A 12438-nucleotide genomic window follows, 5' to 3' on the forward strand; every position below is an offset into this window, starting at 1 on the left:
CCGTGGGGACTGTTTCGGCTTTTTGTTTGTAGTCCCACTGAAAACCAAGGAGCTTTGCAATGGCACAGGACATCTTCCTGAAGATCAATGGTATCGACGGTGAGTCGCAAGACGCATCGCACAAGAACGAAGTGGAAGTGCTGAACTGGAGCTGGAAGATCGAGCAGCTCTCGACCATGCACTCGGGCAGCGGCGGCGGCGCCGGCAAGGCCACCGTGTCGGACCTGACCTTCGAGCACCACATCGACCGTGCATCGCCCAACCTGATGAAGTACTGCCTGACGGGCAAGCACATCGATCAGGCCACGCTGGTGGTGCGCGAGGCTGGCGGCAACCCGCTGGAATTTCTGAAGATCACGATGAGCGATGTGATCGTGACGCAAGTGGCGCCGGGCGGTTCCAACGACGACAAGGTGCGCTCGCGCGAAACCGTGTCGCTGTCGTTTGCCAAGGTCAAGCAAGAGTACGTCGTGCAGAACGCCCAGGGTGGCAGCGGCGGCGCTGTGACGGCTGGCTACGACATCAAGGGTAACAAGGAAGCTTGATGAACCTCGCCCGTCCGTCGTCATTGATGGATGGGCGATCCCATGCGCAGCAGAAAACCACCGCACGTCAAAGTGCTGTTGATGTGTTCGAAAGAGGGTAGGAAACAATGGGTGCAGCAGAGCAAGTCGCCAACCTGATGGGCAGCCACCGCACAGTCAAAGCCACGAGTGCAGCAATCCCCGAGCTGTTGGGACAGCCGCAATTGGATTTCGTGCGCGTGAGTGGCCGCGAAGCCCTGAGCGAACTGTTCACCTACACGGTCGACCTGCGCCCCGTCTCTCTGGCTGCCGCGCAAGCCATGCTCGAAGCCGACCTGGACGACGCCATCGGTCTGGAGATGACGCTGACGATTGAGTTGGACGGCATCGGCACCGGCCTGACGGGTGGTGTTGGCACCGGCGAGCGCCAAATCACCGGCGTCATTACCGCCGTCGAACAAATCGGCGGCGTGAGCGACAACCGCCTTTACCGCTACACCCTGCGCCCGTGGCTCTGGCTCGCCAGCCAGACCGCCGACTACAAATCGTTCCAGAACAAGTCCGTCATCGACATCCTCGATGAAGTCCTGAGTGAATACACCTTCAGCGTCGACAAACGCCTCGATGAAAGCGTCTTCCCCAAACTCGAATGGGAAGTCCAGCACGGCGAAACCGACGCCCACTTCATCCAACGCCTGACCGAAGAATGGGGCATCACCTACTTCTTCGAACACGACGGCGGCCACCACCGCCTCGTCCTCGTCTCCGAATCCGGCGCCTGGCGCAAATTCCCCAGCGCCGCGTACCACACCCTGCCGATCTACCCGCAGGGCTTCAGGGTTGACGAAGAACACCTCACACGCTTCGAACCCATCAACCGCCTGCGCACCGGCAAGATCACCCTCAAAGACTACGACCCGCGCCAGCCCAAGGCCGATCTCACCACCGACGACAGCCTCCCGCGCGACACACGGTTCTCCGAGTTTGAACGCTACGAATACGAACCCGGCGTCTACACCAGCCGAGACATCGGCAGCCAGCGCGCCCGCATCCGCATGGAAGAGCGCCGTGCCAAAGGCCGCCGCGTGCGTGGTGCCGGCGCACTGCGCGGCATTGCCGCAGGCAACACCTACCAGATCGCCAACCACGACAAGGACGACCTCAACCGCGAATTCCTCATCGTCAGCACCGAATTCCAGCTCGAAGACGTCGGCATTCAATCCGGCAGCACTCAGCGCTATGCCTGCCACGTCCGCTTCGAAGCCCACCCCACGGATGAAGTCTTCCGCCCGCCGTTGACCACCGCAAAGCCGCGTGTCAAAGGCATCCAGCGCGCCGTCGTCACCGGCCCCGAGAACCAAGAGGTCTGGACCAACGACTTCGGCTGCGTAAAGGTTCAATTTGAGTGGGACCGCTACGGCCAATACAACGAAAACTCCTCACCGTGGATTCGCGTCGCCAACGGCTGGTCAGGCGACCAGTTCGGCGCCATGCACGTCCCGCGCATCGGGCAGGAAGTGCTCGTTGACTACCTCAACGGCGACCCGAACACGCCCATCATCATTGGGCGGGTGCCGAACCAACTGAATCTGCCTCCGTGGCAGCTTCCCGGCCAGCATGCGCTATCCGGCATTGCCAGCAAGGAACTGTTCGGTAAGCGGCGTAACCACCTGCTGATGGACGACACGCAGGGTCAGATTCAAGCGCAGTTGTCGTCCGACCACCAAACTAGCCAACTCAACCTTGGCTATCTGACCGGCGTGCCCGGCAACCCTGGGCGCAAAGACCCACGCGGTGAAGGCTTTGATCTGCGCACCGATGGCCAGGGTGCCATCCGGGGTGCCAAGGGCTTGTTCCTCACCACCGAAGGGCAGGTTGCCGCCGTGGGCGGCCACCTCGACCGGCAAGAGTTCATCCGCTGCATGGAAGCCGCGCTCGAAGCCGCCAAATCCCTGGGCGACTACAGCAGCCAACATGAAGCCCTGAAAACCGACGCCGACCCGCAATCCACCCTCACGAAAGCCATTGAGGAGTGGGATGCCGGCGCCAACAACCACAAGGACGCGCAGGGGCAGGGTGGCCAGCCCCTGCTAGGCGCCTACGCGCCGGCCGGTATCGCCTTGGCCACACCCAAGAGCCTGACCAGCTATGCCGGCCAGCACATCGACACCGTCTCCAAACTGAACCAGCAACAAACGGCAGGGCAGCAATACCTCGTCAACGCCGGCACCGGCATCAGCCTGTTTGCGCATAGCGGTGAGTGGAAGGGCATTGCCCATCAAGGGCAACTCGTGCTGCAAGCGCAGCAGAAGAGCATCACTGCCAACGCCAAGCAGGATGTGGTCGTCACCGCCACGGACGGCACGATCCTGCTCAATGCCAAGACGGGCATCACCCTCATGAGTGGCGATGCAGGCATTCGCATCGCCGACGGCAAGGTCGAGGCCTTTGGGCCCACGCTCATCCATCTGCATACGGGGAATTTTGATGTGCCGGGGCCGCAGGGGCTTAATGGGGCGCTGCCGCAGTTTGACTCAGGGGATGTCGGCCGTAAGTTCCGACTGATCCGGCCCGCAGACAACAAGCCGGTTGCCAACCGCGCATACGAAATCACCAAGAAGGACGGCAGCGTCATCAAGGGCGTCACCAATGTTCTTGGAGAAACCGAGTTGCATGAGTCCGAGACGACTGACGTGTTGGCAGTCAAATTCGGCGAGCGCCAATCGACTGGCTCGGTGTCAGGCATGGTGAAGGCGGCGCTGGTGGGGGGAAATGGTGCTGGGCAGGAGGGCCGCGAGTATCGCTATCAGCTTGCGCAGCAAAGCTATCAGATCAACCAATGGGCCTACTTGTTTGTGGAAGGTGTTGGCATGAATGGCGCGTTCAATCTCAAGGGGGGGCTCGCAGTGAAGAGCGGCGGTGCGGAAGAGTCCATTTGGTTGAGTGCGATGGGCTACACCAGCGCCGGAAGAATAGGTAAGGCGCATTTCTTTGCCTCGGCCTCGCTTCGCATTAACGGCATCGAAGGGCCGAGTACTCCGCTGGGCTTGGACAACGAAGCTGGCGTTTGGCCGAAAGACAATTCTTCGCCCATTGGCTCAGTCGTGTTGAAGCTGCCGAAAGCGGACCCCTCGATGAAGATCGAGCTGCTTATCAGCGGTGGGTACATCTATAAAGGCGATGAAGGTCACGCGGTACCTAACCCACCTCGTGGCGCAATCGCGGTGCCGATTCAAGTTGTCCCTGGCAACGGTAAGAGCGGAGTCATCAATGTCTAGAAATCAAGCCTGGTTGCTATCTCTTGCCCTGGCGAGTGCAGGGCTTCTCGGTTGCACTGAGAGTGGTGCCGACACTCCGGTCGCGCCACGGCAAGGGGAACGAATTTCAACGCAATCGAGTGGAGTCGCTGACCAGGCTAAGCAAGTGCCAACGCCAGAGTCGAAACGAGCGTTCTTGCTGGCACAAGAAGCGAGCGAGCATGCTGGTCGACGGGACTATGCGGGCGCATTGAGCAAGCTTGAAGCGGCGATCGCGATTCGAGGCGACGTGCCGGAGTACTCAATGATGCGCTGCATGTTGAGTGAACGCGTGAGCAACCAGCCGCGGTTGAGTTGCTATGCGGAAGTCGTGCGGGCCTATCAAATTAACGGCGCACCTTGCGAGAGCAATCTCAACTGTGTTGTTGCTGCTTCTATGGCTTCTTTGCCGGAGGCATTGCGTTATCGAACTCGCTATCTAGCATCCCCGAAGTCACCCGAGGATCAGGCAATCGCTGAGGGCATGTTGGGGGATTTCTCGCGCAATGTCGTACTGCACTCCATTCTCCCTTGATGATCTGACGGCTTTTACAAGTTAGACGAGAAGTAACCATGACTGACTCGACTGGATCCCTTTCGTGCGGCCCACGCGCCGAAGCGCTATGTCTGCCGGGCAATCCTCGCCTGGATGTGGAACAGCCCTTGCCGCTGCCCGGCGTCATCATCTTCGTGCACGGCGTCAACTCCATGGGCGAGTGGTTTGACGACAGCGAGCTTGGCCTGGTGGCCGGCCTCAACGCACGCCTGCAGCGCAACGACGATCAACTCCACCGCATCAAGGGCAGCGGCCAGCTACGGCCCGCGAGCTACATGGGCGAGCTGACTGAGGATGGCTACATTCACGATGATCTGAAGTCCACCACCTTCATCAAGGATGCCGGCTACAGCCCCATCATCCGCTTTCGCTGGGGCTACAAGGCCAGCCAGAAGGAGATTGCCACCGTAGGCGGCAGCATCTTGCTTGACGAAACCGATGCGTGGGCCGGCGGCCCCTTCGCCAACGGCTGCTCCGCTTTGCCAGACATGTTTGGCAACGGCACGGACACCGGCCTCTTCCTCGGTCTTGCTGTGCAAGACATGAACACCAGCGACCGCCAGGTCTACAGTTGTCCTGCTCGTCACTACCAGGCCTTTGCTGCATGGCGGTTGGCCAAATTGGTGGCCCGCATTCGTGAAATCCACCGTGCGCAGCATGAGGGGATGGATTGCCCCATCACTGTGGTGTGCCACAGCCAGGGCAACATGGTTGGCTTGGGTTCCGCCTACTTCGGTGCTAACCATCCAGATCTGAAGGGGCTCGGCGTGGCCGACAACTACGTCTTGGCCAACGCGCCGTACAGCGTGCAAAAAAGCGGTGCTGACAACTACGCGCAATACAACTGGAGGAGGTTGCAAGGGCGCGTCAAGTACGAAGCGCGGATTGAAGGTTTGAAGAACTTCTTCGACATCGTGCGCAACTTCAAGCCCAATCACTACGACAACGCCACGGTTGATGCGCAACTCTGGAACAGCAACCCCAAGTGCGGTAGCCAACCATGCACCACTGCACAAGACCAAGCAGCCCGACAAACGCGCAAGCGCGTGTTCTTGTACTGCAACCCGCACGACCGCGTGATTTCCATTGATACCGTTAAAGGCATTGGCTGGCTGGGCCTGAGTGAGAAAGACGTCGAGGCTACCGGTGCAAAAGACATCCTGTTCCAACGCGTGTGGGCCGAAGGCAAGCCCGGACAACCCTACAAGGTGGGCGCGAGCCCTGGCACTTACTTCGACTATTGGAACCATACGAACGGTGCCGATCGGAGCGAAAACCAGTTCTGGACGCCGCGAGCTGACCGGTTGCGTATGCAGATCGAAGAAATCTGGGGTGACGACCGCCGTAGCGTCATCGGCAAGGCGAATGCGACGGTCTGGGGGTTCGTCTTCCAGGTGGGCTTGTGGATCGGCAGTGCTGTCAGCAAGAGCGCCGCCGACCTCAATGGTCGTCCAGCAGACGATTGGAAGGTCTGTGTGAATGCGCCAGAAGTCCCCTGCAAGGGGATTGAGCCCAAATCGCTCTATTTGGCAAGCAACTCTTGGTTCCGCTTCGGAGAGCCCCTGGGCAATGGCGATCCACGCATCAAGGGGCCATTCAACCGGTACAAGGAATCCGCCAGCGATTCGCTTAACCCTAAGCGCGAAACCTTCGAAGGGGAAGACGCCTATGCCGAACAACGCAAGACGGGGCACGGCGACGCCGCCAGCGAAGCGTCCATGCGCTACGACCAGAACGCCGGTATTCGACAAAAAGCGCGGCGTGCCATCTACGACGGCAGCGGCGACAAACAATGGTTTGGCCCCGATGGTGCACTCAACGTTTTCGGCGGTAAGCGCTTCAACGAAGACGACATCAAGAAGATGAGCGCGGCCAATCACGATGACATCAAGGGCACGGACTTTGAAGTGTTCGAGAAGTCAGAGCGCATGGGCCTGCTCGCCAAGGGCGCTGACCAGCAAGCGACCAACCACTCCACCATTTTGACCAACCCCGAGCACAGCGAGCACGTGCTGGCCTATGACGTGGACGTGGGCCTGTGCCAGTTCAGCAACGTGCAGATGAACCAGTTGCGCAGGATGGCGGATTGGCGGTGGTGTAAGCCGGAGGATGGCGATGACTTTCCGCCGGGCAGGGAGCGCGCGGATGACAAGGAATTTCAGTACTACGAAACCGCCTTGTTGGGAGGGAAGAGGTTGATGGAGGCGCCTAAGTTCGACCCAGATCAAGGTGCGCTCACGGTCCTTGATATTAAGGCTGAGCGCAACGTCCTACCTGTGCTCCAGTCCCATCACAAGAAGCCGGATGACACCGACACGCGCTACGCATAGGGAACCGATATGACCCGTTTGTTTCAATCCAATCTGAACAGGAGCAGGGGCATGGCCACCAAGATGCTGGTCACCGCCTGCCTGTTGCTGACCGCCTGCCATTCTGGAGTCTCGATGTCTGCCAACTACTCTCGCAAGCCCGTGGCCTGGCCACGGATGCAAACTCCTGCCGCACCCACCGACCCCGCCAAAACACCCGCGGCCGTGGTACTGGGCGTGCAGTGGCTCAATCCGCTGATGCGACGCAGCTATCCCACCCAATGGAACCTGCTGTGGGTGCAGGGGTTGGCACAGCCCAATGCAAATGACCGGGAGGCGGCGAAATTCAAGTTGGGGGATGCGGTGGGGGAGCTGACCCTTGGCATGTCCCGGAACAAGCGGCTTGAAGACTATCCGTGGGTCAAACGGGACAGATTTGTTGGGGCTTTCACTGAGTTGGTGGGCAAGCCACTAAGTACCTTCAGATCCTATCCGGCTGACCCGAACTACTTCTACTCGATCCGCACAGGGACCAGTCGTCCTGACTACATCGACGCCATCGTGTTCGCTGGCATGCCGCGCGAATGGCTCAATACGCCAACCTACTTCAGCAGTAACGCAGGTAGCTGGGATCAGGAGCTATTGGACGATCAAAAGGCCATGGGCATTCCCGCGCCGAGTTATCTAGCGTATGACGCGGCCCATGCAGAAGAGCGCATGCGAGACTACTGGGTCACCCTGCATAAAGACCGGCATGGTGAAGCCGTACGCGGTGCGCCCGCGTCCGAGGAAATGATCATTGGGGAGAAAACCTTGACGCTACAAGGTGCCCGCAGGTTGGTCTTTGACAAGGTGGCAAATAGCGCCGGCGCCAAGGACATGGAATTCAACCCCACAGGCAGGCTCCCTCAGGTCGTACTCAAGGCAGGTGATGAGACGGTCGGTTTCTACGATCTGCAAGAGGCGCTCAAGTTCTTGGCCGAGAACCCAAACAAGCTGGTGTGGGTGTGGAACATGGACGCACCCAACTACCCGATGGGCGAGCAGACTAATGAGAACAGCACTCTCCTGATCCTCGGCCACCCAAGTGCCGATTGGGGTTACACGCCGCTGGCGTCCATCTACACGCCCCAGCACCATGAAGGCGGCATCGGCGCCAAAGCGGCCACCCCGGGCGGCGCTTGGAGCGGCTTGATGAAGACCATACAAGAGCAGGCTCCAGAGGGTCAGCCTGTTGAGCGCATTTATTACGACGTTCAAAAGCACGCTCCCAACATCAACGCATTGATGGGTCCGCTTCGCGCCGCAGTACACCAGCACTGGCCCGATCTGGATCAGGTCACCAACGTCTACAGCGTGTCCGAACACATGGAGGGCCCGGCGCGGGCGGCAAGCTTTGCCACCAACGCTGCGTTTGCCGCCGCCTATGCCAACCAAAGCGGTAAGAGTGCTGTCGTCACCAGCGTTGCCGACCCCAGCGATGCGTGGGCTGTGCTGATTGGCCCGCCGCCGGGCTGGAAGCCGACGCCACCCGTTACCCAGTGGGATCGCGCGCGAGGTGAGAGTCGGGCGTACTGGCCGTGGTTTGGCACGCCGACAGGCTCAAAGTAAACAAACCAATACAAAAATATTGATAGGGAGAAAGGGCCATGAATCGCAGGTTGTTCTTGTGTGCGTCGGCATTGCCGTTATTCGGATTGGGCGGATGCGCAACCAATGCGCTTTACGACGAACTTTCAAAAAGAAGATACAAGAGCTACGAAGAGCCAGTGAATCAGATTTTAGTCAGCAGTGACGGCAAGAAGATCGTCGTGCTTGGAGTGGACTATCACTACATCTTCGATACGCCACCCAAGCTGATCGAGATTCTCGATTCGCCGCTTCATCCCAAATTGTCGGCGGAGATGCGCCAGTTCGAGGTGACTCCGGATGCTGAGATTAAGGGGTGGTTCTTTTTGAAAATGCCCACAGAATCCAGCGATGACGATTTGAAACTGGCGAAGTCGTACGGATTCGAAGTGGCGTCATCGAGCCAACCCCATCTAAATTTTGATTTGAGCGGGAAACGCTATAGCGCCAAGGGATTCAAAGCACCGGAAGGCCTGACCAAGAAGCTTAATCAATCCTACAGCGTGGATGTTCGAGAAGAGCTACCTCTCGGAGGTAAGGCTGCTTTGGTGTTGCTTACGCCCGTAACTGTTGCCGCAGACGGGGCGGTGGTCCTTCTGACCATTGCACTATTTCCGCTCACTGTGATTTCCCGCTCGCTCTAGTTGCCGCCGTGTCTACCGGTGCTACCGGGGCTACCGGCGGACCCATCGTCCCAATGCCAATGATCGTTCGATAGAGGTTTGATATGTCCGCACCAATCATCACCGTAGGCGACGTGGGCGCCCATGGCTCCGTTGTCACCACGGGCTCGCCCACCAGCAAAATCCGCGGCCGCCCCATCGCCCGCCTGGGCGACCTCGTCACCTGCCCAATCCACGGCGTCAACCGCATCGTCAACGTGAGCGGCAGCGCCAAAGTCGGCGGCGACGTCATGGCCCGTACAGGTGACGGTACCGAGTGCGGCGACATCCTGATCGGCAGTCAGCCAGGCAAAGCATGATCTTCCGTTTGTTGATGCTGTGGGCGCTCTCGCTGGCGCTCGCAGCCTGCTCCACCGCCCCAGCCCAACCCGAGCAACTGAAGCTCGATCTGGCCATCCAGGCAGGCGACTCCCTCAACCCTGATGAGAAGGGCAGGGCGTCCCCCGTACTGGTGCGCCTGTACGAGCTCAAGACCGCCAGCACGTTCGAGCAAGCCGACTACTACTCGCTCGAATCGAACGATCGCACGGTTCTGATGCAGGACTTGCTCGCCCGCGACGAATTCATCCTGCGCCCCGGCGAGTTCCAGGACATCGAACGCAAGCTCAACCCGGACACGCAGGCGCTTGGCTTCCTTGTCGGCTACCGAGACTTAGGCAAAGCCACCTGGCGCACCGTCTACAAACTGCCGCCCGCGCCCGAAGCCGCGTGGTACCGCGCCGCCATCCCCGCCCGCAAGGTCAAGCTGCAGATCGCGCTTGATCAGCAAGCCATCACCGTATCCAAACCTGATTGAAGTCATGAGCTGGTACAACAAAGTCGTCTGGAGCGAAGGGCTGTTCTTGCGCCCGCAGCTCTTCCAGCAGCAGGAGCGCTACCTGGAGCACTTCGCTCACAAGCGCGCCGCTGCCTTGAGCCCATTCTTTTGGGGCTTTCATCACTTCGTGATCGATACTGAATCGCTCGCGCTCGGCAAACTGGTCGTCTCGGGGGCCGCCGGCATTTTTCAGGACGGCACACCGTTCGAAGCGCCGGCCCACGCCAAGCTGCCCGCGCCGCTGGCACTGCGTCACGAGCACCTGAACCAGACCATCTACCTGGCCGTCCCCATTCGCACGCCGAACACCGAAGAAACCACCTTCGACGAGAGTGCTCAGGATTCGCTGGCCCGCTACCGCAGCTTCGAGGAAGACCTGCTGGACGCCAACTCCATCGGCCAAGGCCCCAAGCTCGTCCAATTGAGTGATCTGCGCCTGCGTCTGCTGCCCGAGAAAGAACTGACCGAATCCTGGCTCGGCATGCCGTTGGCCAAGGTCACGGAAATCCGCGCCGACGGCAGTGTCCGCCTGGACCCGGCGCTTATCCCCCCCGTCAACGTCTACACCGCCAGCGCCTTGTTGCACACATGGCTTGCCGAAGTGCACGGCTTGGTGCGCCTGCGCGCCAGCGCCATGGCTGAGCGTCTGACCGCCTCCAGCACGCGCGGCGGAGATGCAGCGGAAATCTCCGAATACCTCATCCTGCAACTGTTCAACCGCGTCGAGCCGGTGCTCACCCATATGCTCAACGCCAAGAGCGCCTCGCCCGAAGCGCTCTATGTGGAGTTGACCGCGTTTGCAGGAGAACTGTCCACCTTCGTGCGTACCGCAACCCGCCGACCGTTGGAATATGACGCGTACCGGCACGATGAGCCGCACACCTGCATCAAGCCCGTCGTGGACGACTTGCGCGTCCTTCTCAACGTCGTCCTGGAGCGCAGCGCGCAGCGGATCGAACTGCGTAACCAAGGCAACGGCATCCAACTGGCCGTGCTGGAGCCGGCCGAGTTCGCGCGTTTCAGCACCTTTGTGTTGGCGGTGGGCGCCCAATTGCCGCCAGACACATTGCAGCACCAGTTCCCCGCGCAGGCCAAGGTCGGCCCGGCCGAGCGGTTGGCGGAACTGATCCGCTCGCACCTGCCCGGCGTACCGCTACAAGCCATGCCCGTGCCGCCGCGCCAGATCCCATTCAACGCCGGTCAAGTGTATTTCGAGTTGGATCAGGACCACCCGCTCTGGGCACAGGTTCAGCGCTATGGTGGGCTCGCCCTGCATGTGGCCGGGCAGTTCCCAGAATTGCGGCTTGAACTGTGGGGGGTACGGCAATGAATAGTCCCGCAACAATTGGCGGCATCAATCCGCACGTCCCAGCGCCCGACATGGCCCAACAGGGCGGCAAGGCACACGATACGGCCGCACAAGCCGCCAACGAGCCGCGCCAAATCAAGCGCAAACCAATCGAGCAACGCGTCGAGAAAGCACTGCATCAGGTCAATCCATTGCTCTCGGCTGCTCGCCCCTTGCTGCGTGCACTGGCGGACATGCCCGCCGAATTGCGCGTTGATCAGGCCGACTTGCTGAAGAAAGTCCTGGTGCAGGAGTTGCACGACTTTCAGACCGTCTGTGAACGGGCCGGCATCCGCACGGAACATATCCTGGCGGCACGTTACAGCCTGTGCACGGCGCTGGACGAAGCCGCCCTGAGCGCATCGTGGGGCAGCCGGAGCAACTGGGCGAGCGAGAGCCTGCTGATCAAGTTGCATGGTGAGCACGAAGGCGGCGAGAAAGTCTTCCACGTGCTGGGCCGGTTGGTGAACAGCCCGGAAGAACACATCGACGTCATCGAGGTGATCTACTACCTGCTCGCGTTGGGCTTCCAAGGCCGCTACGGCAACATGGCCGATGGCGACCGCCAGCATCTGGCCATCCGCCAGCGCCTCTACGACCTGATTCGCAAGCGTCGTGGTGCTGTCCCAAGAGAGCTCGCATCGAACCTGAACGTTGCGCCTGCCGGACGGTTCTCCATGATCCGCACCGTCCCCATCTGGCTGAGCGCCACTGTCCTGGGCCTGGCCGCCTTTGGCCTATTCGCCTGGTACAAGTACCAGCTTTCGGTGCAAGCGCGCGAACTGGAGCAGCAGATCCACGCCATCGGCCAGATCACGCCTCCACCTCCGCCCAAGGCCCCACCGTTGCGCTTGGCTGAGCTACTCAAAGACGAAATCGCCCGTGGCCAAGTCACGGTGGACGAGAACGCCAGCCACAGCGCGGTCACTTTCCGTGGCGACGACATGTTTGCCGGTGGCCGTGCCGACGTCAACGCCAAGGTGCAGCCGCTGCTGGACAAGGTCGCCGCCGAGATCGCCAAGGTACCGGGCAAGGTCACCGTTACCGGTCATAGCGACAACCAACCCATCCGCACCGCTCGATTCCCCTCGAACCAGGTGCTGTCAGAAGAGCGTGCCGTGCACGTCTCCGAATACCTCGCCAGCAAGGGCGTCGCGCAGGGTCGGTTGGAAGCCATCGGCAAGGGCGACACCGAACCCGTCGCAGATAACAGCACGTGGGCTGGCCGGGCAAAGAATCGCCGGGTCGAGATCGACGTCACGCAGCAGTGAGATTG

General features: G+C 60.4%; 10 protein-coding genes. All 10 read left to right on the top strand.

The features are described from left to right. Positions 1-59: 59 nt before the first annotated feature. Positions 60-545 carry an Hcp family type VI secretion system effector gene (locus A6M56_RS21695; protein WP_102080309.1) on the top strand — a complete coding sequence of 162 codons (486 nt, stop codon included), beginning with the start codon at positions 60-62 and terminating at the stop codon, positions 543-545. A 107-nt stretch (positions 546-652) separates the two neighbouring features. Further along, positions 653-3802, top strand: coding sequence for a type VI secretion system Vgr family protein (locus tag A6M56_RS21700; protein ID WP_102080308.1), 3150 nt, complete (start codon positions 653-655; stop codon positions 3800-3802). 175 nt (positions 3803-3977) lie between these two features. After that, a complete protein-coding gene (locus A6M56_RS21705) occupies positions 3978-4355 on the top strand; it encodes a hypothetical protein (protein ID WP_145997205.1) in 378 nt (125 codons plus the stop codon). 38 nt (positions 4356-4393) lie between these two features. Further along, entirely contained in the window at positions 4394-6706 is a 2313-nt protein-coding gene (locus tag A6M56_RS21710) for a T6SS effector phospholipase Tle3 domain-containing protein (RefSeq protein ID WP_102080307.1), read from the top strand. 51 nt (positions 6707-6757) lie between these two features. After that, a complete protein-coding gene (locus A6M56_RS21715; RefSeq protein ID WP_286758429.1) occupies positions 6758-8296 on the top strand; it encodes a hypothetical protein in 1539 nt (512 codons plus the stop codon). A 38-nt stretch (positions 8297-8334) separates the two neighbouring features. Further along, positions 8335-8958 carry a hypothetical protein gene (locus A6M56_RS21720; protein ID WP_145997204.1) on the top strand — a complete coding sequence of 208 codons (624 nt, stop codon included), beginning with the start codon at positions 8335-8337 and terminating at the stop codon, positions 8956-8958. A gap of 83 nt (positions 8959-9041) precedes the next feature. Continuing rightward, positions 9042-9296 (top strand): PAAR domain-containing protein, encoded by a 255-nt coding sequence (locus A6M56_RS21725; RefSeq protein ID WP_102080304.1) that lies wholly within the window; start codon positions 9042-9044, stop codon positions 9294-9296. Further along, on the top strand, positions 9293-9793 hold the full coding sequence (tssJ, locus tag A6M56_RS21730; RefSeq protein WP_102080303.1) for a type VI secretion system lipoprotein TssJ: 501 nt from the start codon (positions 9293-9295) through the stop codon (positions 9791-9793). Before A6M56_RS21725 ends, tssJ begins: the two co-directional genes overlap by 4 nt. Positions 9794-9797: 4 nt before the next feature. Further along, positions 9798-11144 (top strand): type VI secretion system baseplate subunit TssK, encoded by a 1347-nt coding sequence (gene tssK / locus A6M56_RS21735; RefSeq protein ID WP_102080302.1) that lies wholly within the window; start codon positions 9798-9800, stop codon positions 11142-11144. Next, positions 11141-12433, top strand: a complete 1293-nt coding sequence (gene tssL, locus A6M56_RS21740; protein ID WP_257984066.1) for a type VI secretion system protein TssL, long form — start codon at positions 11141-11143, stop codon at positions 12431-12433. The genes tssK and tssL overlap by 4 nt, the downstream gene beginning before the upstream one ends. Positions 12434-12438 lie beyond the last annotated feature (5 nt).

This window comes from Ralstonia sp. RL, from assembly GCF_001683835.1.
GTDB lineage: Bacteria > Pseudomonadota > Gammaproteobacteria > Burkholderiales > Burkholderiaceae > Ralstonia > Ralstonia mannitolilytica.

Coding starts and splice junctions, on each gene's coding strand:
- A6M56_RS21695 (WP_102080309.1), top strand. CDS start 60: ATGGCACAGGACATCTTCCTGAAGATCAATGGTATCGACGGTGAGTCG.
- A6M56_RS21700 (WP_102080308.1), top strand. CDS start 653: ATGGGTGCAGCAGAGCAAGTCGCCAACCTGATGGGCAGCCACCGCACA.
- A6M56_RS21710 (WP_102080307.1), top strand. CDS start 4,394: ATGACTGACTCGACTGGATCCCTTTCGTGCGGCCCACGCGCCGAAGCG.
- A6M56_RS21715 (WP_286758429.1), top strand. CDS start 6,758: ATGGCCACCAAGATGCTGGTCACCGCCTGCCTGTTGCTGACCGCCTGC.
- A6M56_RS21720 (WP_145997204.1), top strand. CDS start 8,335: ATGAATCGCAGGTTGTTCTTGTGTGCGTCGGCATTGCCGTTATTCGGA.
- A6M56_RS21725 (WP_102080304.1), top strand. CDS start 9,042: ATGTCCGCACCAATCATCACCGTAGGCGACGTGGGCGCCCATGGCTCC.
- tssJ (WP_102080303.1), top strand. CDS start 9,293: ATGATCTTCCGTTTGTTGATGCTGTGGGCGCTCTCGCTGGCGCTCGCA.
- tssK (WP_102080302.1), top strand. CDS start 9,798: ATGAGCTGGTACAACAAAGTCGTCTGGAGCGAAGGGCTGTTCTTGCGC.
- tssL (WP_257984066.1), top strand. CDS start 11,141: ATGAATAGTCCCGCAACAATTGGCGGCATCAATCCGCACGTCCCAGCG.